General features: G+C 66.7%; 24 protein-coding genes and 1 riboswitch. Of the genes, 4 read left to right on the forward strand and 20 right to left on the reverse strand.

The annotated features are described in order from the left end of the window. Positions 1-14: 14 nt before the first annotated feature. Both AC07O3_RS29215 and AC07O3_RS29220 read right to left on the reverse strand, forming a co-directional pair. A complete protein-coding gene (locus tag AC07O3_RS29215) occupies positions 15-1,232 on the reverse strand; it encodes a dienelactone hydrolase family protein (protein WP_495340959.1) in 1,218 nt (405 codons plus the stop codon). Between the two features lie 31 nt (positions 1,233-1,263). Then, entirely contained in the window at positions 1,264-1,761 is a 498-nt protein-coding gene (locus tag AC07O3_RS29220; RefSeq protein ID WP_093057802.1) for a GNAT family N-acetyltransferase, read from the reverse strand. A gap of 47 nt (positions 1,762-1,808) precedes the next feature. Here AC07O3_RS29220 and AC07O3_RS29225 point away from each other — a divergent pair, with 47 nt between their 5' ends. After that, positions 1,809-2,477 carry a DedA family protein gene (locus tag AC07O3_RS29225; RefSeq protein ID WP_093057801.1) on the forward strand — a complete coding sequence of 223 codons (669 nt, stop codon included), beginning with the start codon at positions 1,809-1,811 and terminating at the stop codon, positions 2,475-2,477. A 67-nt stretch (positions 2,478-2,544) separates the two neighbouring features. Here the strand turns inward: AC07O3_RS29225 and AC07O3_RS29230 are convergent, their stop codons facing one another. The 3 genes from AC07O3_RS29230 to tsaE all read right to left on the reverse strand — a co-directional run bounded on the left by AC07O3_RS29230 (position 2,545) and on the right by tsaE (position 4,953). After that, positions 2,545-2,832 carry a YMGG-like glycine zipper-containing protein gene (locus AC07O3_RS29230; RefSeq protein ID WP_093057920.1) on the reverse strand — a complete coding sequence of 96 codons (288 nt, stop codon included), beginning with the start codon at positions 2,830-2,832 and terminating at the stop codon, positions 2,545-2,547. A gap of 151 nt (positions 2,833-2,983) precedes the next feature. Next, positions 2,984-4,450 carry an N-acetylmuramoyl-L-alanine amidase gene (locus tag AC07O3_RS29235; RefSeq protein WP_093057800.1) on the reverse strand — a complete coding sequence of 489 codons (1,467 nt, stop codon included), beginning with the start codon at positions 4,448-4,450 and terminating at the stop codon, positions 2,984-2,986. Continuing rightward, entirely contained in the window at positions 4,447-4,953 is a 507-nt protein-coding gene (gene tsaE, locus AC07O3_RS29240) for a tRNA (adenosine(37)-N6)-threonylcarbamoyltransferase complex ATPase subunit type 1 TsaE (protein WP_495340960.1), read from the reverse strand. The genes AC07O3_RS29235 and tsaE overlap by 4 nt, the downstream gene beginning before the upstream one ends. Here tsaE and queG point away from each other — a divergent pair. After that, on the forward strand, positions 4,939-6,012 hold the full coding sequence (gene queG / locus AC07O3_RS29245) for a tRNA epoxyqueuosine(34) reductase QueG (protein WP_495340961.1): 1,074 nt from the start codon (positions 4,939-4,941) through the stop codon (positions 6,010-6,012). The genes tsaE and queG overlap by 15 nt on opposite strands. Positions 6,013-6,016: 4 nt before the next feature. On the opposite strand, the gene arsC is transcribed toward queG, so the two are convergent. The 14 genes from arsC to AC07O3_RS29315 form a co-directional block, all read right to left on the reverse strand. Further along, positions 6,017-6,397: an arsenate reductase (glutaredoxin) gene (arsC, locus tag AC07O3_RS29250; RefSeq protein WP_495340962.1), complete on the reverse strand. Its 381-nt coding sequence runs from the start codon at positions 6,395-6,397 to the stop codon at positions 6,017-6,019. Between the two features lie 24 nt (positions 6,398-6,421). Continuing rightward, entirely contained in the window at positions 6,422-7,108 is a 687-nt protein-coding gene (locus tag AC07O3_RS29255; RefSeq protein WP_495340963.1) for a glutathione S-transferase family protein, read from the reverse strand. A 32-nt stretch (positions 7,109-7,140) separates the two neighbouring features. Further along, positions 7,141-7,656 carry a 6,7-dimethyl-8-ribityllumazine synthase gene (locus tag AC07O3_RS29260; protein WP_093180205.1) on the reverse strand — a complete coding sequence of 172 codons (516 nt, stop codon included), beginning with the start codon at positions 7,654-7,656 and terminating at the stop codon, positions 7,141-7,143. A gap of 99 nt (positions 7,657-7,755) precedes the next feature. Then, positions 7,756-7,923: riboswitch (FMN riboswitch) on the reverse strand. A gap of 99 nt (positions 7,924-8,022) precedes the next feature. Next, positions 8,023-10,209: a TonB-dependent siderophore receptor gene (locus AC07O3_RS29265; protein WP_495341003.1), complete on the reverse strand. Its 2,187-nt coding sequence runs from the start codon at positions 10,207-10,209 to the stop codon at positions 8,023-8,025. Positions 10,210-10,473: 264 nt separating this feature from the next. Continuing rightward, entirely contained in the window at positions 10,474-11,568 is a 1,095-nt protein-coding gene (locus AC07O3_RS29270; RefSeq protein WP_495340964.1) for a DNA glycosylase AlkZ-like family protein, read from the reverse strand. Positions 11,569-11,616: 48 nt separating this feature from the next. After that, positions 11,617-12,495, reverse strand: a complete 879-nt coding sequence (locus tag AC07O3_RS29275; protein ID WP_495340965.1) for a sugar phosphate isomerase/epimerase family protein — start codon at positions 12,493-12,495, stop codon at positions 11,617-11,619. 8 nt (positions 12,496-12,503) lie between these two features. Then, positions 12,504-13,691: a dihydrodipicolinate synthase family protein gene (locus AC07O3_RS29280; protein ID WP_495340966.1), complete on the reverse strand. Its 1,188-nt coding sequence runs from the start codon at positions 13,689-13,691 to the stop codon at positions 12,504-12,506. A gap of 11 nt (positions 13,692-13,702) precedes the next feature. Continuing rightward, positions 13,703-14,866 (reverse strand): Gfo/Idh/MocA family protein, encoded by a 1,164-nt coding sequence (locus AC07O3_RS29285; protein ID WP_495340967.1) that lies wholly within the window; start codon positions 14,864-14,866, stop codon positions 13,703-13,705. A gap of 50 nt (positions 14,867-14,916) precedes the next feature. Next, on the reverse strand, positions 14,917-16,347 hold the full coding sequence (locus tag AC07O3_RS29290) for an enolase C-terminal domain-like protein (RefSeq protein ID WP_495340968.1): 1,431 nt from the start codon (positions 16,345-16,347) through the stop codon (positions 14,917-14,919). Between the two features lie 11 nt (positions 16,348-16,358). Continuing rightward, entirely contained in the window at positions 16,359-17,138 is a 780-nt protein-coding gene (locus AC07O3_RS29295) for an ABC transporter ATP-binding protein (RefSeq protein WP_495340969.1), read from the reverse strand. Positions 17,139-17,195: 57 nt separating this feature from the next. Then, positions 17,196-18,197 carry an ABC transporter substrate-binding protein gene (locus AC07O3_RS29300; RefSeq protein ID WP_093053108.1) on the reverse strand — a complete coding sequence of 334 codons (1,002 nt, stop codon included), beginning with the start codon at positions 18,195-18,197 and terminating at the stop codon, positions 17,196-17,198. Positions 18,198-18,249: 52 nt separating this feature from the next. Then, positions 18,250-19,023 carry an ABC transporter permease gene (locus AC07O3_RS29305; protein ID WP_093053105.1) on the reverse strand — a complete coding sequence of 258 codons (774 nt, stop codon included), beginning with the start codon at positions 19,021-19,023 and terminating at the stop codon, positions 18,250-18,252. Positions 19,024-19,057: 34 nt separating this feature from the next. Beyond that, positions 19,058-20,050 carry a tripartite tricarboxylate transporter substrate binding protein gene (locus AC07O3_RS29310; protein ID WP_093176431.1) on the reverse strand — a complete coding sequence of 331 codons (993 nt, stop codon included), beginning with the start codon at positions 20,048-20,050 and terminating at the stop codon, positions 19,058-19,060. 145 nt (positions 20,051-20,195) lie between these two features. Further along, a complete protein-coding gene (locus AC07O3_RS29315) occupies positions 20,196-20,861 on the reverse strand; it encodes a TetR/AcrR family transcriptional regulator (RefSeq protein ID WP_093053100.1) in 666 nt (221 codons plus the stop codon). A gap of 94 nt (positions 20,862-20,955) precedes the next feature. Between AC07O3_RS29315 and AC07O3_RS29320 the strand changes: the two genes are divergently transcribed. Then, complete coding sequence (locus tag AC07O3_RS29320; RefSeq protein ID WP_495340970.1) at positions 20,956-22,683, forward strand: thiamine pyrophosphate-binding protein; 1,728 nt, start codon at positions 20,956-20,958, stop codon at positions 22,681-22,683. Here AC07O3_RS29320 and AC07O3_RS29325 read toward each other — a convergent pair. Beyond that, entirely contained in the window at positions 22,646-22,942 is a 297-nt protein-coding gene (locus AC07O3_RS29325) for a hypothetical protein (RefSeq protein ID WP_495340971.1), read from the reverse strand. The two genes, AC07O3_RS29320 and AC07O3_RS29325, sit on opposite strands and share 38 nt — an antisense overlap. Before the next feature lie 103 nt (positions 22,943-23,045). Between AC07O3_RS29325 and AC07O3_RS29330 the strand changes: the two genes are divergently transcribed. Then, on the forward strand, positions 23,046-23,825 hold the full coding sequence (locus AC07O3_RS29330) for a helix-turn-helix domain-containing protein (RefSeq protein ID WP_495340972.1): 780 nt from the start codon (positions 23,046-23,048) through the stop codon (positions 23,823-23,825). The last annotated feature ends 12 nt before the right edge of the window (positions 23,826-23,837 follow it).

Raw genomic sequence — 23,837 nt, forward strand, 5'->3', positions numbered from 1 at the left:
AAGCCGTGTCGTTTTCAGCGTGGCATCAGGGTGTTCGACGGCAGCGTCTCGTCCAGCAGCTTGCGCGCCGTCTCGATTCCGGCCACCGGCAACAGCTTCGCATCGAGCAGGCCCACCTGCACCAGCACGCTGGCCTGGTCCCAGTAGATGTGCTCGTGATAGAGCTTGTCGCCGCGGAACTTGATGACCGCGAGCAGTGGCACCTCCACGCGCTTGCCCGTCGGCGCGACGCCCGGGAGCATCCACGGGATTTCGGTGGTGTGGGTGAAGCAGAACAGCATCTCGTCGACCACCTGCGTGGCGCCCACCGTGCGCGAGATCGGCACCAGCGCGGTGTCGGGCGGATTGCTGTTCACGAAGTGATTCGTATAGAACGCATGCAGCGCCTTGTAGCCCACGCCGCCGGTCATGGTCGGGATGTGGTTGACGTACGGCTCGGCCACCATGGTCGACATGGTGTCGTCGACGTTGCGGGTGGCGAACTCGTATTCGCAGTGCTTGTCCCACAGCGCCGAGAGGTCGTAGTGCGGGCCGATGGCGTCCTTCAGCGTGGCGATGCTGCGCTCGTGCGCCATCAGCGCCGAGGGCTTGTGGAAGTGCTCGCCGCCGGCGCGTGCGAAGGCGTGGTCCATGCCGGGGTACACGTACAGCGAGACACCGGGCCGGCCCCGGAGCGTGGCGACGATGCGGTCGCGCGCCTCGGGTGGGCAGAACTTGTCGAGCTCTGCGATGTGCAGCGTGAGCGGGCGCTTGATCTTGTCGGCTTCGTCGAGTGCGGCGTCGATGCCCACGCCGTAGTAGCCGACGGCAACGTCCGCATCGGTGCGGCAGGCCGCCAGGTAGGCCAGCTTGCCGCCCAGGCAGAAGCCGAGCACGCCGACTTTCTTCGAAGGCACCTCGGCGCGGCCGCGCAGCGCATCGATGGCGGTCTGCATGTCTTCCATGCCCTTGGCCTCGTCGAAGCCGCCGTAGAGCGCGAAGGCGCGTTGCCAGTCGGCTTCGCTGTAGCCGAGCTCCACGTTCGGCTCCTGGCGCCAGAACAGGTCGGGCACCAGCGCCACGTAGCCTTCTTCGGCGTAGTAGTCGGCCACCTCGCGCATCGTGTGATTGATGCCGAAGATTTCCTGCGCGATCACCAGGCCCGGGCCGGTGCCGGCTTCGGGCAAGGCGAGGTAGCCGCGGAAGGTGCCGCTGCCGTCGGCGGCTTTCATCTGGATGTACTGGCCTGTCATCGTGTGTTTCTCCGGGTGGGGTAAGTAAGTCTTATGGCTGCTGCAGTTGCTTGAACATGACGAAGGCATCCACGAAGCCATGCTGCGGATGCCTGAACGCGCCAGGCAGTGTGCCGACGATGGCAAAGCCCAGCTTGCGCCAGAGGCGCACCGCGCCTTCGTTGGTGGACACCACGAAGTTGAACTGCATCGCGCGAAAGCCCATGCGCACGGCCTCCTGCTGCGAGTGTTCGCAGAGCGCCGATGCCACGCCCAGGCCGCGCGCGGCCTCGGACACCACGTAGCCGCAGTTGCTCACGTGCGAGCCGTGCCCGGGCTGGTTGGCCTTGATGACGTAGGTGCCGAGCACCGCGCCCTGCGCGTCGCAGGCCACGAAAGTGGCGGCGGGCAGGTTCATCCACGCATGACGGGCCTCGGCTTCGGTGACGTCGGTCGCGAAGGTGTAGGTGTCGCCGCGGCGGAAGGTGGGTTCGAGCACGGACCAGATGGCCGGCCAGTCTGCGTCGGTGGCAGCGCGTATGTGCAGCATGGGGTGATTCACAGGGCGTTCGGTTTCAACAAGGATAATCCGCGGCCATGGAAATCATCAGCTTTCTCGTCGACTTCATCCTTCACGTCGACAAACACCTCGAGGCCTTTGTCATTGCCTATGGCCCCTGGGTCTATGCCTTGCTGTTCCTCATCGTCTTCGTCGAGACCGGTGCGGTGGTGATGCCGTTCCTGCCCGGGGACTCGCTGCTCTTCATCGTTGGCGCACTGTGCGGCGCGGGGCTCATGAACTTCCCGCTCGCCTGCGGGGTCCTGATTGCGGCGGCCATTCTGGGCGACCAGTGCAACTATTCGATCGGCCGCTACTTCGGGCCGAAGGTGTTCCAGTGGGAGAACTCGCGCTTCTTCAACCGCAAGGCCTTCGACCAGGCCCACGGCTTCTACGAGCGCTATGGCGGCATCACGATCATTCTTGCGCGCTTCATGCCGTTCATTCGCACCTTTGCGCCATTCGTGGCCGGCGTGGCCGAGATGAGCCGCGCGAAGTTCACCATGTTCAACGTGGTGGGCGGGCTGATCTGGGTGCTGGGCATTGCAACAGCGGGTTACTTTTTCGGCAATCTGCCGTTCGTGCGCCAGCATCTCGACAAGATCATCTGGGCGCTGATCTTCGTGCCGGGGTTGCTCGCGATCTTCGGCGCATGGCGCGCCTCGAAGGCCGAGAAGGCACGCGAGGCGCAGGCCTCGCAGGCCTGACGATTGCCTGGCCGATCAACCAGTAAAAAAGCGCGCCACTGGCGCGCTTTTTCGTTCAGGCCGTATCTCAGTAGTTCGGGCCGTTGCTCGGGTAGTAGCCGCTGCCTTGCGGATAGCGCTGCTGGTTGTAGTAGTTGCGTTCGTCGGCATTGCGGCCGACCTGGTTGCCGATGATGCCGCCGATGGCCGCGCCACCCACCGTGCTTGCAGTGTTGCCGCCGATGGCGTGACCTACCAGCGCGCCGCCGACGGCGCCCACACCAGTCCCGAGGTTCTGGTTGGGGCCGCTCGCGCAGCCTGCAATCGTCATGACCGAAGTGGCTGCGAATGCAGCGATCCAGAGACGTGTGTTCATGATGTCCACCTTTCGAGGAGTGATGAGTCATCATGTCCAGAAGGCCGGTGGCATCTGTGTAGGAGCCTGCCGCGCCTGCCTGTGCGGACTCGTGGGCCGCACGGCGTGGGACAGCAGTGCACGCTTTGGCTTTACAAAGTCGCGCGGCCGATCAGAGTTGCCGGCTGCGCGCCAGGGGCGGGTTCTGCGCAAAGTAGCGCTGGATGCCGCGCATCAGCGCGTCGGCCAGGTTCTCCTGGTAGTCGACGCGGCGCAGGTTGGCTTCTTCTTCCGGATTGCTGATGAAGGCTGTCTCCACCAGCACGCTCGGGATGTCCGGCGCCTTCAGCACCGCGAAGCCGGCCTGTTCGACCTGCCCCTTGTGCAGCCGCGCGCCGATGTTCTTGATCTCGCCGAGCATCGCGCCGCCGAGCTTCAGGCTGTCGTTGATCTGAGCGGTGGTGCTCATGTCGAGCAGGGCACGCTGCACCTGCGCTTCGTGGCCGCCGACGTTCACGCCGCCGACCTTGTCGGCATCGTTTTCCTTGTTGGCCATCCAGCGTGCCGCGCTGCTCGACGCGCCGCTCTGGCTCAGCGCGAACACGCTGGCGCCGCGCGCGGCGGGCGTGGTGAAGGCGTCGGCATGGATGCTCACGAACAGGTCGGCCTGCACGCGCCGCGCCTTCTGCACGCGCACGCCCAGCGGCACGAAGAAGTCGGCGTCGCGCGTGAGAAAGGCGCGCATCGGGCTGCCGTTCACGCTGCTCGCGTTGATGCGCTCGCGCAGCCGGTGCGCCACCTGCAGCACGATGTCTTTCTCGCGCGTGCCGTTGGGGCCGATGGCGCCGGGGTCTTCACCGCCGTGGCCGGGGTCGAGCGCCACGATGATGATGCGGTCGGTGCGGCTGGCCGTGGCGGCGGTGCTGCTGCCGCCGCGTGCGGCAGCCACCGGGGGAGGGGGCGCCACAGGCCTGACGGGCGCGGTGCCCACCACGGGCGGTGGCGGCGTGATTAGCACGGGTGGCGGCGTCTGCGGGCCGGGGCGCATCGACTGTTGCGCCATCAGCTCGCCGAGCGGATCGGCCGCAGGTGCGGCCGGGGCCGAGGGCACGATGCCGGCCACGGCCGGGGCGTTGTTCGTGTTGCTGCCGCTGCCCGCGCGAGGCGCATCGCGCAGGCGCTCGGCAATCAGCGCTTCCATCGGGTCGATCGCCTGCTCGGGGTACAGGTCGAGCACCAGCCGGTGCTTGTACGCGGCCACGGGCGCGAGCGAGAACACCTGCGGCACCACGGCCTGCTTCAGGTCGAACACGATGCGCACCACCTTCGGCGCGTTCTGCCCGACGCGCAGGCCGTTGATGAACGGGTCGCCCGGCTTGATCTTGCCGACCAGCTCGCGCAGTTCGGGGCTGAGGTCGATGCCCTCGATGTCGACGGCAAGCCGCGGCGGGCTGCCCACCACGAGCTGCTGCGAGTTGAGGCGGGCATCGGACTCGATGGTCACGCGCGTGTAGTCGGCGGCGGGCCACACGCGCACGGCGAGGATGGTGGCGCCGCGGGCGATCTGGTGCACGCCGAGCATCAGCGCGATGCTGCCGCCTTGCAGCAGCACGCGCCGTTTCAGGCCGGTCGCCTTCATGCGGCGATGCGCGCCAGCAGATCGCTGCCGCGAGGGGTGTTCGTGAGGAGGGTCACGCTGCGTGTGTCGTCAGTCATTGCTTCTATTTTAATAGCGAGGTCGGCAACCGGTGTGCGGCCCGCGGCGTTTTCCGGCCATTCGGCCAGCTTGAGGCCCGGTCCCGCGAAGATGTCGCGGAAGCCGGCGTCGTCCCATTCGCGCGGATCGGCGAAGCGGTAGAAGTCGAAATGGAAGATCTGCAGGCCGTCGGGCGCCTCGTGGGGCTCGACCACCGCGTATGTGGGGCTCTTGATGCGGCCTGCGATGCCGAGCGCGCGCAGCAGGTGTCGAACGAAAGTGGTCTTGCCGGCGCCAAGGTTGCCTTGCAGCGCGATGAAGGCATCGCGCAATGCGGGCGAGGACGCGAGGGCCAGCGCGAAAGCGTCGGTGTCGTCCTCGCTGCGCCAGCGCAGGGTGCGGGCGTTCTGGGTCGTTTCTACAATCGGCAAGTGATCGTCAGCCATCCACTCGTTGTTCGTATTCAGGCTTTGGCCCGGGAACTCGGATTCTCCCAAATCGGAATCGCGGGCGTCGATTTATCGAGCGCCGAGGCCGGTCTGATGCAATGGCTGGCCCATGGGTTCCATGGCGAGATGCAATACATGGAAACACACGGCACGCGCCGCGCCCGTCCGGCCGAGCTGGTGCCGGGCACGGTGAGCGTGATCACCGCGCGCATGGACTACCTGCCGCGCAGCACGCAGCCCGAGTGGCAGGCCATCGAGTTCGACCGCCTCACGCGGCCCGGCGAGGCCATCGTGTCGGTCTATGCGCGGGGCCGCGACTATCACAAGGTGCTGCGCAACCGGCTCGCCAAGCTGGCCGAGCGCATTGCCGAAGAGGTCGGCCCCTTCGGCCACCGCGCCTTCACCGACTCGGCCCCCGTGCTCGAAGCCGAGCTGGCCTCGCGCAGCGGGCAGGGCTGGCGCGGCAAGCACACGCTGGTGCTCGACCGCGACGCGGGCTCGATGTTCTTCCTGGGCGAGATCTACGTCGACATGGAACTGCCGCCGAGCGAACCCGTCACTGCGCATTGCGGCAGCTGCAGTGCCTGCATCGACATCTGCCCGACGCAGGCCATCATCGCGCCGCAGCGGCTGGATGCGCGGCGCTGCATCTCCTACCTGACCATCGAGCACAGCGGGCCCATTCCGCTGGAGCTGCGTCCGCTGATGGGCAACCGCATCTACGGCTGCGACGACTGCCAGCTGATCTGCCCCTGGAACAAGTTCGCGAAGAAGAGCGAGCTGCCCGACTTCGATGCGCGCGAAGGGCTCACGGGGCGCACGCTGGCCGAGCTTTTTGCGTGGACCGAAGAAGACTTCCTGCGCCGCACCGAAGGCAGCCCGATCCGCCGCATCGGGCATGAGCGCTGGCTGCGCAACATCGCCGTGGCGCTGGGCAATGCGGCGCGAGCGGGCGAGGGCGATGCGCAGGAGGCACTGGCGACACGGGCCGAACACCCGAGCGAACTCGTGCGCGAGCATGTCGCGTGGGGCCTGGCGCAGCGGGCCACGAGCTGACGCTTCAGGCCGGCAGGATCTCGCGCACGTGCCCCCATGGCCGGCACATCAGCGTGCCGCGCGGCGACACCACGATGGGACGCTGCAGCAGGATGGGGTGCTCGACGATGGCGTCGAACAGCTGGTCGACGGTCCACTTCGAATCGGCCAGCTTCAGTTCTTCGTACGGCGCTTCCTTGGTGCGCAGCAGTTCGCGCGCGCCCATGCCCATCGCCTTCGCGAGCTCGCGCAGCTTTTTCTTCGGCGGCGGCGTTTCCAGGTACAGGACGATCTCGGGCTCCACGCCGCTTTCGCGGATCAACGTCAGCACGTTGCGCGAGGTGCTGCAGTTGGGCTTGTGATAAATCGTCATCGGGTAGACGGTGGTCGGTGTGCGTGCGGTCATGGTGTCGATGATAGAAAACAGGACTCAGCCTCCCGGAGCGCTCGGGTCCATCGTGAAGGGAAAGCGCGCCGCCCAGAATTCCGCCAACCGAGGATCGGCATCCACGCGGCGCACCACCCGGGCCATGCGCGGCGCCACGCGGTAGAAGCGCCTGCGGCCCGGCGTCCAGCGCGACATCACGGTCACGTACAGGTCGAGCATGCTCAGCTTCTCCCCCAGAAGGTAAGGCGCGGGCTCGTCGATCTGCGTGTCCATCAGTTGCCAGCAGTGCGCGATGCGCTCGGCAGAGCGTTCGAGCATCGCGGCTTGTGCGGCGGGGTCGGGCACGAGGCGCTGCGGGTCGTCGCGCACCCAGAACAGCGAGTAGATGGCCGCCGGCAGGTAGACCATCCAGCGCAGGTAGCGCGAGCGCAGCGGGTCGTCGGGTGCGGGGCAGAGCCCGGCTTGCGGATAACGGTCGCCGAGCCAGATCAGGATGGCCGCGCTTTCGGTCATCACCTCGCCCGAAGGCAGCACCAGCGCGGGCACCTGGCGCATCGGGTTGACGCCCGACACGCGCTCGCGCTCGGCATCGCTCTCCCACGTGGCGACGTCGACAGTTTCGACCTGCGCGCCGATCAGCGTCAGCGCGGCGTGTATCGGCGTGGCGCCCGAGCCAGGGGCGCCGTAGAGGGTGTAGCGGTCTTCGCGGGCGGATGATGAAGAGCTCATCCGCCCAGATTACTGCAGGCCTGCGCCTGTTGTCACGCAGCGGCCAGCAGCGCGTCGACCTTCTTCAGCCCTTCGAGCGTCTTGAAGCAGGCCTCGGCCACTTCCGTGCCCTTGACCGCGAAGTGGCGGTGGAAGTACTTGCGATGCTCCACGTGCTCGTGGAAGTGATGCGGCGTGAGCACGGCCGAGAAGATCGGCACGTCGGTTTCCAGCTGCAGCGACATCAGCGTGCTGACCACCGTGTTCGCGACGAACTCGTGGCGGTAGATGCCGCCGTCGACCACCAGTGCGCAGCCGATGATGGCCGCGTACTTGCCCGAGTTGGCGAGCCGCTTGGCATGCAGCGGGATCTCGAAGGCACCGGGCACGTCGAAGATGTCGATGAGCTCGCGCGCCACGCCGAGGCGGTCCATTTCTTCGAGGAAGGCGTCGCGTGCCTGGTGGACGATGTCGGAATGCCACTGCGCCTCGACGAATGCGATGCGCGTGCCGCGCGGCGAACCCGACGCGGTAACGGCAGAAAGGGGAAGGTCGTTGATCTGACTCATGGTGTGCCTCTTGAAAGCAGGTTTCCTGAATCAGGGCGCACGAAACCGCAAGGCTACCTGCGCGCACGACAAAGCAATGCACGCGGGCGAGCCCGCATTTCGCGCTCTCTTTCATCCGGACTGTGACCGTCGGCTTCGGAATCGCACCGAAATCTGCTGACCCTGGAGCTTGTTGCAAGCCCCAGGCGCTCGCGGGCTTGTGCGGCTTTTTTCAGAAGAGCCACCATTACCGCCGGTGGGGAATTGCACCCCGCCCTGAGAACGCTTGCCGCCCGGCGAACCGGACAGCGGGGGCGATTCTAGGAGCCCATCGCCGTACGGACCTGTCGCCCGCGTGGCAGACCTTCGCTCGAGCGGGGATTTTCTTCAGAAACGATACGTGGCGGCCGCAGTCACTGTACGGCGCTGGCCGTAGAAGCAGTCGCCGCGCGCCAGGCAGGTGGTGATCTGCACCTTGTCGGTCAGGTTGCCCACGTTGAGCGACAGGCGCAGTGGGCCGTTGTCCCAGGCGACCATCGCATCCAGCAGCGTGACAGAGGGCACGGGGTTGGCGTCCATGCCGTCCCATGACTTGCCGAGGTAGCGCACGCCGCCGCCCACCGAGAAACCCGACACGCCGCCGATCGTGAAGCGGCGCATCAGCCAGGCCGAGGCCGTGTGCTTCGGCACGCCCGAGATGCGCTTGCCCAGGTCGGCGCCGTTGCTGCGCGACACGCGCGCGTCGGTATAGGCGTACGAGGCGATCCAGTCCCAGTCGCGCCCGATGCTGCCCTTGTACTCGAGCTCCAGGCCCTTCACGTGCACCTCGCCGAGCTGGATGCTGTTGAGCGGGTTGGTCGGGTCGGTGGTCTTGCGATTGGTGTCGCGCAGGTCGTACACCGCCGCCATGAACGAGGTGCGCTGGCCTTCGGGCTCCCACTTCACGCCAGCCTCCCACTGCTTGCCGCGCTGCGGCTTGAAGGGCGTGTTGTTCACGTCCGCGCCGCCCAGCGGCAGGAAGGACTCGGCATAGCTCAGGTACGGCGCCCAGCCGCCGTCGGCCAGGTAGACGATGCCGGCGCGCTTGGTGGTGGCCTTGTCGTCGACCGCCACCGCGGGGCGGCCCTCGGTGTCGGTGGTGGCTTTGTCGTGGCGCAGGCCGAGCAGGCCGATCCAGCGGCCGTACTTGACCTGGTCCTGCACGTACATGCCGGCCTGCTTCTGCAGCACCGCGGGCTGCCGCGTGAGGAAGGTGGGCGCCGTGTAGTTGCCATACACCGGCGCATACACATCGAGCGCGCCCGCGCGGCCGCGGCCGGTGAGCTGCGAGGTCTCGTTGCGCTGGAAGTCCGCGCCGACGAGCAGCGTGTGCTCCACCGCGCCGGTCTTGAAGTGCGCCTCGGCCTGGTTGTCGATCAGCAGCATCTTGCCGCCGTTGAGCTGCACCACCAGGTCGCGCTCGATGGTGCGCTGGTCGGCGTTGAACACCGGTCGCGCCGGGCGACCGGTGAGCCGGTTGGCCGTGAAGCTGGTGTAGGAGGAGTTGTAGACTACCTTGCTCTCGGTCGAGCGCAGGTTCTGCCTGAAGGTCCAGGTGTCGTTGAAGCGGTGGCTGAACAGGTAGCCCAGCGAGGTGTTGCGCGTGTCGTAGCGGTCGAAGCCCGGCTCGCCGGTGAAGGTCGAGGTGGGAATCTGGCCGTACAGCGACGGCAGCAGCGTGCCCTGCCATGGGAAGAAGCCGATCAGCGAGCCGCTCTTGTCCTTCTGGTAGAGCGCCTGCAGCGTGAGCGAGGTGTCGGCGTTCGGGCGCCAGGTGAGCGAGGGCGCCAGCAGGATGCGGTCGTCGGGCACATGGTCGACCTGCGTGCCGCTGTCGCGGTTCACGGCCACCAGGCGATAGAGCCACTTGCCTTCGGTATCGAGCGGACCGGTGAAGTCGGCCGCGACCTGCTTGCGGTTGTGGCTGCCCAGCTGCACCTGCACCTCGCGCTGTTGCTCGGCCTGCGGCCGCTTCGACACCAGGTTCAGCACGCCGCCGATGCCGCCCTGGCCATAGAGCACGGAAGAGGGCCCGCGCAGCAGCTCGACGCGCTCCAGCATGTACGGATCTACGCGCGTGGTGTTGTAGGTGCCGTAGCTGCGCTGCAGCCCGTCGAGGTACTGGATGGCGTCGCCGCCGCGCACCTTGAACGAGTCGACGCGGCTGTCGAAGTAGCTCGACACCACGCCGGCCGTGTAGTTGGTGGTCTCGCGCAGCGTGAGCGCGCTCTGCGCCTCCATCTGGTCGCGCGTGACCACCGAGATGGCCTGCGGCGTTTCGATCAGCGGCGTGTCGGTCTTGGTTGCCGAGCTTCCGCGCTTCGCGACGAAGCCGGTCACCGGGCCGGTTGCGGTCTCGCCCGAATCGCCCGATACGGTGACGGTGGGCAGTGCCCTGCGGGGCTCGCCGGCTTCGTCTTTTTCTTCGGCATAGGCCGGTACGGCGGCGCTCAGCGCCACGGCGGTGGCCGCGAGCGTGGCGCGGCGGGTGTGTGAAAGGTGCCACGTCGGGCGGCGATGCTTCTTCGATGTCATGTGCAGCTTCTCCTGAGTCCTGCGGTAAGGGGAGTGGCTGCGGCGCGCAGCGGGGCGTGCCATGGCTTCTCGGATTCGGTTCAATCCGGACGAGCGCTACCGGCGGCTCGCTCAATCAAGGCTGGCGGCCGGTGGGTGTTGTAGGTTTTTCTTGCGTCGTCGGGGGGAGCAGCCGTTGCGGCTGCGGTCTTCGTTCCTTCGAAGACGGCTGGCGGCCCGTTGCGGGCGGCTGGCTGAGGCCGCGCGATTATAGGAAGAAAGGTGTCAGCGTCCGGAGAGGAACTGCGTCATGCGCTGCAGTTCGTCGTCGAGCGCCGCGCGAAAGGCCGCGTCGCGCGGCTTCTTGCCGGCATAGCCGAAGGCTGGCTTCAACCGGCCTTCGGGCGCGGTGACGTTGGCCCACCCGATCACGCGGTCATGCCACAGCATCGGCAGCGCGTAGTAGCCGAACTGGCGCTTGGGCGCAGGCGTGTAGGCCTCGAACTTGTACGTCCAGTCCCAGAGCAGTTCGAAGCGGCGGCGGTCCCACACGACGGGGTCGAAGGGCGCGAGCAGTCGCACCGCGTCGTCGGGCGCGTGGCGGCGCGAGGCCGGGTTTTCGTCAGCGGGCCAGTACCAGGTCGTGTCGTCGATGCGGCGGCTTGCGAGCAGTTCTTCGCGGGCGATGCGCAGGGCGGCCTGCGTTTGCGTCGAGAGATGCGGCGCGCCGTAGCCGAGCAGGCGCACGAGGTAGGTGAGGCTCGCGGCAGGCAGCGGTGCGTACTTGCGCACCACCAGTTCGATCAGCGCGGTGGCGCGCTGTGCGCGGCCGGCAGGGCTGTCGTCGGCGGGCTGGTGCGTCACGGCCTCATAGACCCGCGTGCCGCTGTCGCGCCGCACCACGCGCAGCATGCCGCGATAGTGCATTTCGTCGAGCAGGTGCGTGGTCGCGTTGCTCGAGCCGCCCCAGTAGTTCTTGATGCGGCCGTGCGCGAAGTGCTGCTCTACCTGTCGTGGATGTACTTGGCCGTGTTCCTGCACATAGGCCAGCACATCGGCGGCCTTGCGCCGCGTGTCGGCGTCCCATGCGCGCTTGGCTTCGCGCGGGTGCATCAGCGCAAGGTGCTCGCGCGGCAGAAAGCCGTAGTTGACGAGGCAGTCTTCTTCGACGGCGAGGCGGGTGTAGCGGCTTTCGAGATCGCCTGCGCGGTAGTCCTTCACACGGTGGCGCAGCGTGAGGTCTTGCGCGCGTGCGGGCGCGCGGATCGGGTCGGCCTGCACGAAGCCGAGCTGGCGGATCGCGGCGGGCAGCGTGGTGGGCTTGAACAGGGTGCGTGCTACCGCGTAGCGGCGCAGGTCGTCGAGGGTCGGGGTAGCCATGCTGCGGATTGCAGCACAAGCGGCCGCGTTCCGCTCGAGGCCATCCGGTCAGACGGCGCTTCGGTGCCGCTCGATGCAGACGTCCAGCGTTTCCGCGCCGGGCCGCTGCCACCAGTCAAGGTTCGAAAAGATCTCGACCTCGCTGAAGCCGGCGAAGCCCGCGTCCTCGACCCACCCGCGGATCTTCTTCAGCTCGACCACGCCGTCTCCCATCATTCCTCGATCACTCAGCAGGTCGCGCGTGGGCGTGAGCCAGTCGCAGACGTGGTACGCCAGCAGACGCTCGCGGCCGGCGCGGGCAATCTGCTGTTGCAGCTTCGGGTCCCACCACACGTGATAGATGTCGAGGGCCACGCCGAGCATGCCGCTCTTGCCTGCGTCGAGTTCGTCGCAGAGGTCGAGTGCGTGTTCCAGCGTGTTGATGCAAGCGCGGTCGGCCGCCTGCATCGGGTGCAGGGGTTCGATGGCGAGCGGCATGCCGACTTCACGGGCGTATTCGAGCGATGCGGCGATGCCGTCGCGCACCTCGCCGCGTGCGCGGCCGATGTTCTTGTAGGCGACCTTGCCTTCGAGCGCGCCGGGCAGGGCGCCGACCACCAGCACGAGACAGGGCGCATCGAGCGTCTTCGCTTCGTCGATGGCGCGGCGGTTGTCGTCGAGCGCGGCCTTGAGGCCAGCCGCGTCGGGCGCGGGGAAGAAACCGCCGCGGCAATAGCCCGAGAGGCCGATGCCGTGCGCCTTCAGTTGCTTCGCCACCTTGTCGAGCCCGACGGCTGCCACCTGGTCGCGCCAGGGGCTGATCGCGCGGATGCCGCGTTCGGCGCACTGGTCGATGATGCGGTCGAGCGGCACCTCGGCGCCAGATTGCTTGCGCACCGTGGCGGTGTTGATCGACAGCCAGTCGTGGTTTTGCGAGAAATCGCGCATGAGTTGCTTCAGCCTTCCACGCCGTGCAAAGCCAGCAGCGTCTTCATGCGCTGAACCGCCAGCTCCGGCTGCTCCAGCAGGTTGGCCGCATCAGCCAGCCGGAACAGCTCGGCGAAGTGGGGCAGCGAGCGCGTGCTCTGCTGACCACCCACCATCGTGAAATGCTTCTGGTGGCCGTTGAGCCAGGCCATGAACACCACACCGGTCTTGTAGAAGCGCGTAGGCGCCGCGAAGATGTGGCGCGACAGCGGCACCGTGGGGCCGAGGATGGCGTGGAACTTCTCGGTGTTGCCCTGCGCAAGCGCACCGAGGGCGGCGCTCGCGGCGGGGGCGATGGCGTCGAAGATGCCCAGCAGCGCATCGCTCTTGCCGTGCGTCGGTTCGCTGCCGAAGCCGTCACCGGCAATCAGCTCGGCGTAGTTGAAGTCGTCGCCCGTGTACATGCGCACGCCCTTCGGCAGGCGCCGGCGCATCGCAATTTCCTTGTCCTTGTCGAGCAGCGAGATCTTGATGCCATCGACCTTCTCCGGATGCGCCGCGATGATGCCCAGCGCCGTGTCCATCGCCGCATCGACATCCTTCGTGCCCCAATAGCCTGCCAGCGCAGGGTCGAACATGTCGCCCAGCCAGTGCAGCACCACAGGCTGCTTCGCCTGGCTCAGGATGCGGTCGTACACGCGCTCGTAGTCGGCCGGGCTCTTGGCCACGCGGGCCAGCGCGCGGCTGGCCATCACGATCAGCTTGCCGCCGAGCGCCTCGATGGCGGCCATCTGCTCTTCGTAGCCGCGGATCACGTCGTCGACGCTCTTCACGTCGTCGATGTTCAGGTGGTCGGTGCCGCAGCCTGACGCAACCAGTGCGCCCGGCATGTCCTTGGCTGCATCGAGAGACCGGCGGATCAACTCGAGCGAGGTCGGCCAGTCCAGGCCCATGCCGCGCTGCGCGGTGTCCATGGCCTCGGCCACGCCCAGGCCCAGCGAGAACAGGTGGCGGCGGTAGGCGATGGTGGTGTCCCAGTCGACTGCGCATTGCAGCCACGGGTCGATGGCCGCCAGCGGATCGGCCACCACGTGCGCGGCCGAGTAGGCGATGCGGTTGAACTTGATGCCCGCATCGGGCTTCACCGGTGCGGTGCCGCGCAGCGCGTAGGGCGCGAGCGTGCCGCCGGCGGTAGGGAGGTTCAGCGAAAGAGCCATGGCGAGGAACCTCAGACCTTCAGCGACGGCACATCGACCCAGCGGCGGTCCTTCCACGATTCGAGCGCCGCCTCGACCAGTTGCACGCCCTTGGCGCCTTCGGGCAGCGTCCACTTGTACGGCTCGTTCTCGACCACGTGGCGAATGAAGTGCTCCCACTGGATCTTGAAGCCGTTGTCGTAGACCTGCGAGTCCGGAATCTCCTGCCACTGGTCGAAGAAATTCATCATCTGCTTCTCGTCGGGGTTCCACACCGGGCGCGGCGTGGCCACGCGCGACTGGGCACGGCAGCTCGACAGGCCCGCCACGGCCGAGCCGTCGGTGCCGTCGACGTGGAAGGTCACAAGATCGTCGCGGCGCACGCGCGTGACCCAGCTCATGTTGATCTGCGCGATGACGGGTTCGCCGTTGTGGCCGGTGAGCTCGCAGGTGGCGTAGGCCGCGTCGTCGGCGGTGGCTTCATACGGCTTGCCGGCTTCGTCCCAGCGCTTGGGGATGTGGGTGGCGCCAATGCACGACACCGACTTCACCTCGCCGAACAGGTTGTCCAGCACGTAGCGCCAGTGGCACATCATGTCCAGGATCATGCCGCCGCCGTCTTCCTTGCGGTAGTTCCAGCTCGGGCGCTGGATGGGCTGCAGGTCGCCTTCGAACACCCAGTAGCCGAACTCCAGGCGCACGCTGAGCATGCGACCGAAGAAGCCGGCGCGGCGCAGCATGTCGAGCTTGCGCAGGCCGGGCAGGAAGAGCTTGTCTTGCACTGCGCCGTGCTTCAGGCCCGAGCCTTCGGCCAGGCGTGCGATCTCGACGGCTTCGTTGAGGTTGGTGGCAATCGGCTTCTCGCAGTAGACGTGCTTGCCGGCGCGGATGGCCTTGGCCAGCAGCGTGGGGCGCATCTGCGTGGTGCCGGCGTCGAAGAAGATGGTGTCGTCCTTGTTCTCCAGGGCCTTGTCGAGGTCGGTGCCCCAGCGCGCGATGTTGTGAGCCTTGGCCAGCGCTTCCATCTTCTCGGCGTTGCGGCCGATGAGGATCGGGTCAGGCATGACCTTGTCGCCATTCGACAGCGTGACGCCGCCTTGCACGCGGATGGCGCAGATCGAGCGGATCAGATGCTGGTTCATGCCCATGCGGCCGGTGACGCCGTGCATGATGATTCCTAGACGTTGGGTGGCCATCGTTTTCTTCCTTGAGATGCGAGAGAGATTGCAGATCGAAGCGGGGGGCTTCAGTAGACGGAACGCATGGCGTCCCACGAGATGCCGGCGCCGGGTTTGCCGGTGGCAAAGCCGGGCGCGGTGGCGAGCGAGGACGGGTCGAGCTGCCCGTCGCGGATGGCGAGGCGCACTGCGCCGTCGCTTTGTTCGTACAGGCCCGGGTGGGCGCGCAGCAGTGCCTGCTGTTCAGCTTCGGGAGCCGCGGCAAGGCCGTTGACGTAGTGGTGGCCGTTGCGCTCCACGTGCGAGAGGCTGAGCCAGGAGACCAGCGCCAGGTCTTGTTGCACGCCGATGCCGGCCTGCATGGTGAGGTCTTCGCCGGAGAGGAAGTAGCGCGGTTTTTCCTCGGAGGCGTTCCAATGCGCGCAGCGCGCCGCGTTGATGACCGACTTGTAGAAACCCTTGCAGCTCTTGCTCGAAACACCGGTGTAGCCGAGCGCGCGGGCCTGCACGAAGGCGTCGAGCGTGGCGTCGGATTCATCGATGAGCAGCGGAATGCGCTTGCCGAGCGCTGACACGTCGCGCTGCAGGGCTGCATCGCGGCGGATCGGCTGTTCGACGAAGACCGTCTTCTGCGCGAGCTTCCACAGCATGGGCGTGGACAGCATGCGGTCGAGGAAGACGCCGAAGTCGTCCGCATCGGCGTATTGCTCATTGCCGTCGAGCGTCACGAGCTGTGCGTGGCCGTCTATCACGCGGGCGATGCGTTGGAGTCGGTCGATGTCCTGCGCGGTGTTGCCGCACAGCTTGAGCTTGAAGTGCGTGAGACCGTAGCGGCGCACGGCCGCTGCGAGCGTCGTGGGCAGGCCGTCGGTTGGGGCGTCGGGCACGGCGTCGCTGTCGTCGATGGCATCGGCGAGGCCCACCGTGTGGCGCGCCGCGATGCGCGTGCGCGGCGATTGCCTCGCCAGAAAGCTTGGCATATCGGAGCCTGCGAGGTCATCCGCCAGGCCGCTGCCTGCGATGTCGATGCCGCTCAGGTTGCCGCTCATCGCCGTCGCGAAGCTCACGCCGCTGTGCAGGCATAGTGCGTCGAGCAGCGCGCGGTCGATCAGCGCCGGGCCGTAGCTGGCCACGAGCGGCTGCAGGCCCTTGGCCTTGGCGCGCGCCTGCAGTGCGGCGTAGTTAGACGCGAAGTGAGTCCAGGCGGTCTGTGCATCGGGCTCGGCCGTGTAGGCCTCGCGCGCGTCGCGCAAGGCGAAACGTAGTTGCTCGAAGTTCTGTTCATTGGTGAGGGCTGGGTTCTTGTCGAACCACTTGGGCACCATCATCTCGGCGGCGCAGCCCTCGTCCGTGCGGCCGTCCGAAAAGCGGATGCGGGCCTTCACGTAGACCTGCGGGCAGGCGGTGACGGTGGCCGCGCCGAAGCGGAACGGCAGCCGCAGCGTGACGTTGCGCTCGGCAAAGCGGATCTCCTCGACGTGAAAACGGATGGCATCCATGGCTGGCGCTTTCAGTGGTCCAGGATGCCCTGCGAGAAGAAATGCGCGCGCACCAGCTTCGTATATGCGCCGAACTCGGCCGAGGCCATCATGTCGAGCGTGCGCGGGCGCGGGAGGTCGATGTCGTACACCGCGGCAATGGAGCCGGGCCGCTCGCTCATCACGATCACGCGGTCCGACAGGAAGATGGCTTCCGGAATGCTGTGGGTGATGAGCATCACCGTCTTCTTCGACGCCATCCAGATGCGCTGCAACTCCAGGTTCATCTTCTCGCGCGTCATCGCGTCGAGCGCGCCGAAGGGCTCGTCCATCAGCAGCACCGACGGGTCGTGCAACAGGGCACGGCAGATCGACGCGCGTTGCTGCATCCCGCCCGAGAGCTGCCAGGGGTATTTGCCCTCGAAGCCCTTCAGGCCGGCCATTGCCATCAGCTCGCGTGCCCGGGCCCGCGAAGCCTCCTTGGGCAGATGGCGCATCTCGGCCTGAAGCAGGATGTTGTCTTCCACGCTGCGCCAGGGCAGCAGCACCGCGCTCTGGAACACGATGCCCACGTCCTTCTGCGGACCCTTGATCGGCTTGCCGGCCAGCGTGAGACTGCCGCCGCTGATGGGCAGCAGGCCCGCCACCATCTTCAGCAGCGTGCTCTTGCCGCAGCCCGAGGGGCCGACGACGGAGACGAACTCGCCTTCCTTGATGGCGAAGTCGAGTGGCTTCAGCGACTCGACCGGGCCGTCCTTGCTTTGGTAGATCTTCGAGACGCCGCGCGCTTCGATCAGGTTGACTTGGGACATTGAATGCGTGAGAGGTGGCGGCAGCGAAAGGCGCGCGGGTTCGAAGGCAGTGGCAGGTCAGGGCAGGAAGTCGAGGGTCACGTAGTCTTCGGGCTTGCCGCGCGTCGATGCATCCATGCCGCCGTACTGCACCAGCAGGTCGAGCGAGTCGCTCACGTTCTTCATCGCCACGCGGTACGGGCGCTGGTTGGCCGTTTCCTTCGTGTGATAGAGCGCCACGCTCTGCTTCATGCCGACGATCAGGGTGTCGCGCACGCCAGCCTTGGGGTTGGCCTTGAGCATTGCGTCGACCGCGGCCTCGGGGCTCTTCTCGGCAGCTTCGGCGGCCTTGGTGGAGGCGCGCATGAAGCGCTTCACCAGGTCGGGGTTCTCGGTCAGCAGGTTCTTGTTGGTGATGATCCCGGAGCTGATCTGGTTCACGCCGGAGTCGGCGAAGCGGATCGGCGTCACGGGCTTGCCGGTGGCGTCCTGCAGCTTGATGGCCTGGTCCATCACGTAGCCCAGCAGCAGGTCGGCCTGGCCGTTGGTCACGGCATTGAGCTTGGTCTGGCCGTCACCCGAGACGATCTTCACCTGGTCGGCCGTGATGTTGTTGACCTTGAGGAAGAGGGGCCACATCTGCGACATCGAGTCGCCGGGCGTGACGGCCACCGTCTTGCCGATGATGTCCTTCGGCGTCTTGATGTTCTTCTCGGTGAAGCCCATCACCGACATCGGGCTCACCTGGAACAGCACGCCGGTCGACTTCAGCGGCGCGCCCTTGGCGGCGGCCTTGATCATGGTCGTGACGTCGATGTAGCCGAAGGTTGCCGACTTGGCGGCCACCGCCTGCGCGGTGACGGCGGAGCCGCGGCCTTCCTGGATGTCGAGGTCGATGCCTTCCTCGGCGTAGAAGCCCTTTTCCTTGCCGAGGAAGAAGGGCGCGTGCTCGCTGTACAGGTACCAGTTGAGCATCAGCGTGACTTTGTCCTTGGGCTTGTCGCCCTGGGCCTGCGCAGGAGCGATGGCGAAGGTGGCGAGCGCTGCTGCAGCGAGCAGCGAGGGAAGCAGTTTCTTCATGGTCTTGTCTCCGGGAGTTGTTGGCTTTGCGAAGGAACTTGAAACGGAAAACTCAGTTCGCGTGGCGCTGCGAGGCGTGCCAGGGAATCATCACGCGCTCGACCAGGTCGACCGCGACGAAAAGAATGACGCCGATGCTCGAGAGAACCACCAGCGCGGCGAACATCAGCGGCAGGTCGAAGTTGCCGTTGGCAACCTGCAGCACGTAGCCGATGCCCGAGTTGGAGCCGACGAATTCACCGACCACCGCGCCCACCACGGCCAGCGTGACCGACACCTTCAGGCCGCTGAAGATCGAAGGCAGCGCCTGCGGCAGGCTGATCTTGAGAAAGGTCTGCAGGCGGCTCGCACCCATCGAGCGCGAGAGGTCGAGCATGTCGGGCTCGACCGACTTGAAGCCCATCACCGTGGACACCACCACAGGGAAGAAACCCAGCAGGAAGGCGCTGATCACCTTCGGGAAGATGCCGAAGCCGAACCACACCACGAACAGCGGCGCGATGGCGACCTTCGGGATGCTCTGCGAGAACACCAGCAGTGGATAAACGTACGACTCGACGACGCGCGAGTAGGCGATGACCATCGCAATCGGAATGCCGATCAAGATCGTCAGGCCGAAGCCGCCCAGCGTGGCGAGCGTGGTCTTCCAGCTTTCGGCGAGCAGGCGCGGCCACTCGGCGACGAGCTGCTTCACGACCTCCCACGGCGGGGGAATCAGGTAGGCCGGAATCTTGAAGAGGCGGATCGCCAGGTCCCACAGCACCAGCAGCAGCAAGATGAGGATGAAAGGGCGCAGGGCCGGGGAGAGCAGGAGCTTGCGGAACATGGCGAGGGCCGGGGCTTTCAGGGGACTTGCTTGCTTACTGTTGAACCGAGAGCCCGGCTGCCTTCACGAGCTGTGCGTTGCTCGCGATCTCTTCCTTGATGTAGGCGTCGAACTGCTCGGGCTTGAGCGTCCAGGCGTCGGCGCCGAGCTTGGCGAAGCGCTCCTTCACCTCGGGCGTGGCCAGCGCCTTCGCCACCTCGGCGTGCAGGCGCTCGACGATGTCGCGCGGCGTCTTGGCGGGCGCCATCATTCCGATCCAGAAGTTGAACTCGGAGCCGGGCACGCCGGCCTCGGTGGTGGTGGGCACGTCGGGCAGGGCTGCGGCGCGCTTGGGCGAACCGACGGCCAACGCCAGCAACTGGCCTTCCTTGATCTGGCCGATGACCGGAGCAATGGGCGAGAAGTAGTAGTCGACGCGGCCCGAAAGCACTTCGGTCACGGCCTCGCCCGATCCCTTGAAGGGAATGTTGGTAGCGTCGATCTTGGCGGCCATCTTGAACTTCTCGGCGTTCAGGTGCGTGGCGCTGCCCTGACCGGCAGAGGCGAAGTTCATGCTGCCGGGCTTGGCGCGCGCGGCGGCCAGCAACTGGGGCAGCGTCTTGATGTTCTTGCTGGGCGAGATCACCAGCGCATTGGGCAGCGACGAGATTGGCGTGACCCCCGCGAAATCGTGCACCGTGTCGAACGGCAGCTTGGCGAAGGTCGAAGGGCTGACCGTGTGCGACGACGAATGGATCATCACCGTGTAGCCGTCGGGCGCGGCCGTGGCCACCGCCTGCTGGCCGATGGTGCCGCTGGCGCCGCCGCGGTTGTCGACCACCAGCGTCTGGCCCATGCTGGCGCTCATCTTGTCGGTGATGGCGCGGGCAATGATGTCGGTGGTGCTGCCGGCCGCGAAGGGGACGATCACGCGGATGGGCTTGCTGGGGTAGCCGTTCTGCGCGGCGGCCAGGCCCGGTAGCAGTGCAGCGATGCAGGTCAGCGAGGCAACGACGGTGGTGCGTGCAGTGCTGGCAAAGAGCTTCATGGATGTCTCCGCGCGGTCGGGCCGCTTTCTTGAATCAATCAATTCACCAATGAGTGAATTATCGATTGTAGGAACGGCTGCGCCGCAGCGTCAACGGCCGCTGCCTAGTAGATACCCGGAGAGTGCGAAGACGCGCTGATGAAGCTCAGTGCAGGACGTAGCCCAGCACGAGATCAGTCATGTGCGAGAGGCGTTGCGCCATTGCCTTGGGCGCGCGCAGGTCACGGCCGAAGATGGCCGAGAGCGTGTGGTTGTTCGAGAGGTAGAAGTAGCAGAGCGACGCGATGGAGATATAGAGCTGCACAGGGTCCACGCCGGCGCGGAACAGGTTGTCGCGCCGGCCGCGCTCCAGCACGGTGTCGAGCAGCTGTACCAGCGGCGAGTTCATCTCCTGGATGCGCTCGGAGCGCTTGAGGTGCGCCGCGCAATGCAGGTTCTCGCTGTTGAGCAGCGTGATGAACTCGGGGTGCTCGAGGTAGTAGTGCCAGGTGAACGAAACCAGCTGGCGGATGGCCTCGACCGGCTCGATCTCGTCGAGATGCAGGCGCTGCTCGGCCTCGCGGATGTCGGCGTAGGTACGCTCCAGCACCGCGAGGAACAGGTCGTCCTTGCTGCCGAAGTAGTAGTAGATGAGGCGCTTGTTGAGGCCCGCGCGCTCGGCGATGCTGTCCATGCGCGCGCCGGCGAGGCCGCGCGCGGAGAACTCGTCGCGCGCCGACGCGAGGATGGCGAGCTGCGAGCGGTCGGCGTCGCGTGAGCGGGGTTCGATCACTTCGGCGGCGTCGGGTGAGGGGTCCTTGGAGGCCTTCATGGCGCGAATTTAACCAATTGGGGAATTAACGCAAGGCGTCTGGAGCGGGCGCACATAATTGCCGAAGACATTTGCAGCTGAGGTTCTACTTCTCATGAGTACATCACAACCCGCGGGCCACCTGATCGTGGAGTGCCTGGTCGAACAGGGCATGGAAATGGCGTTCGGCGTGCCTGGCGAAAGCTTCCTGGCGGTGCTCGACGGCTTTCATGCGTACCGCGATCGCACGCGCTTCATCGTCAACCGGCAAGAGGGGGGCGCGGCCTTCATGGCCGAGGCGCACGGCAAGCTCACCGGGCGGCCGGGCGTGTGCTTCGTCACCCGCGGGCCCGGCGCGACGAACGCATCGATCGGCGTGCACAACGCCTTCCAGGATTCGACGCCGATGGTGCTGTTCGTCGGCGACGTCGGCAGCGACTTCCGCGACCGCGAGGCTTTCCAGGAGGTCGACTACGGCAGCTTCTTCGGGCCAAGCACCAAGGGCTTTGCCAAGCGCGTGGAGCGCATCGACGATGCGAACCGCATTCCCGAGTACATCGCGCGCGCCTTCGCCACCGCGATGAACGGACGGCCGGGGCCGGTGGTGCTGGTGCTGCCGGAGGACATGCTGCGCAGCGAGACGACGGCTCGGCCGCTGGCGCGCGTGGAGGCGGTCGAGCCCTGGAGCGACCCGGGTGCGCTGCGCACCTTGCGCGAACTGCTGCTGAAGTCGCAGCGCCCGCTGGTGATTGCCGGCGGCGGCGGCTGGACGACGCAGGCCGCGCAGGCGCTGCAGCGCTTTGCGGAGAACTGGCGACTGCCGGTGGCGAACGCCTTCCGCTTTCAGGACGCTTTCGACAACCACCATCCGCTGTATGCGGGCGATGTCGGCATCGCGATCAACCCGAAGCTCGCGCAGCGCGTGAAAGACGCCGACCTGATCCTGGCCATCGGTCCGCGCCTGGGCGAGATGACGACCGGCGGCTACACGCTGCTCGAAGCGCCCAAGGCGAAGCAGACGCTGGTGCACATCCATGCGAGCGCCGAAGAGCTCAACCGCGTGTACCAGGCCGACCTGGCGATCAACGCCGGCATGAGCGCGGCCGCGCGCAGCCTGGAGGTGCTGAGCGCGCCGCCGACGCTGCCCTGGGAAGAATGGACGCTGCAGGCCCACGCCGACTACGAGGCCAACCTTGTGCCGCAGGCGCTGGCCGGCATGCCCGCCGAGACGCCGCGCGGGCCGGTCGACATGGCGGAGGTCGTCGCGCTGCTGCAGAAGCACTTGCCGGCGGACGCGGCCATTACCAACGGCGCGGGCAACTTCGCAAGCTGGGTGCATCGCTACTTTCGCTATCACGGGCTCGCGAAGGGCGCGAAGACGCAGCTGGCGCCGACCAGCGGAGCGATGGGCTATGGGGTGCCGGCCGGCATCGCGGCCAATCTTGCGACGGGGCGCGTGGCCTTCACCATCGCGGGCGATGGCGATTTTCTGATGACCGGGCAGGAGCTGGCGACGGCTGCGCAGCACGGCGGCAAGAGCATCGTCGTGCTGCTCAACAACGGCATGTTCGGCACCATCCGCATGCACCAGGAGCGCGAGTACCCCGAACGCACGAGCGGCACTGCGCTGCGCAACCCCGACTTCTGCGGCCTCGCGCGCGCGTATGGCTATGCGGCCGAGCGCGTGACGGAAACGGCGCAGTTCGAGGCCGCGCTGCTGCGTGCGCTGGCGGCCGATACGGGCACGCTGATCGAGATCCCGCTTGACCCCGAAGTGATCACCACGCGCGGCACGCTGGCGTCGATCACGCGTTCGGCGAAGCAGCAGCAGGCGCAGGGCTGAGCGCCGAGCGATGTCGGGTCACTTCGTCGCGCAGGGACGGCGAGCGCAGCTCGAACACGTCGAACAGGCCGAGCGCGTCGAGGGCGGGGATCAGGGAGACCAGGTCTTGCTCGGCGGCGTGCCTGTCGGCGGCCGATGTGCCTGCGTCTTCGAGGATGCGAACGTTGGCGAGGAAGGCGCCGACCGATCCCTTGCGCAATGTGCGGCCGTTTACGACGGTGAAGTCTGCGCCGTCGGGCAGTACGTCTTGGGCTTTCATGGATGTTCCTTGGATGGGTTGGTGAGGATGAACTCGATGCTAGGCAGCGGCGCGCGTTCGGGCTTGCGGCGCGGGGCCAATCGATACCTCTGGCGGGCCAACCATGGCTGCTGAGGCCCCTGTGAAGCTCTGGATCAACGCCTACGAGGCGCCGCGCGTCACGGACTACCACGCGCATGAAACCGGCCAGCTGTTCGCACTGCGCGAGGGGTTGCAGGTCATCGAGACGCCTTCGGGCCGCTGGGTGCAGCCGCCGGGGTGGATCGGCTGGATCGCACCGCGCTGCGCCCATGCGGCGCAGAGCTTTGGTGCCACCGCGGGCTGGAGCTTGCACATCGACTCGATGATGGCGGCGTCCTTGCCGGACGGGCCGCATGTGTTTGCCGTCACGCCGCTGGTGCAGGGGCTGATCGACCGGCTGACTTCGATGGATGCCACCGAGCCCCTGCTGGAGCCGCGCCGTGCACGCCTGGTGGGCGTGCTGATCGATGAGCTTGCGGCGAGCGCCAGGCCGTCGCTGCACCTGCCAATGCCGCAGGACAAGCGCCTTGCCGCGATGGCTGCTGCGGTGGCCAATGATCCGGCGTTGCCGGACAGCATCGACGAATGGGCCGATCGCATCGGCATGGCGCGCAGGACGCTCACTCGCCGTTTCGCCGTGGAAACGGGCCTGAGCTTCGCGCAATGGCGCCAGCAGGCGCGGTTGCTGAAGGCAGTCGAGTTGCTGAGCCTGAAGGAGCCCGTGACGGCGGTGGCGCTGACGGTGGGCTACAGCTCCGTGAGCGCCTTCATCGAAGCCTTCCGCAAGCACTTCGGCCGTACGCCGTCGCGCTTCTTCGAAGAAAGCGTAGCCTTGCCGCAGGCGAAAAAAAAGCCCGCGTGAAGCGGGCTTTTT

This window comes from Variovorax sp. GW821-FHT09D05, from assembly GCF_059416325.1.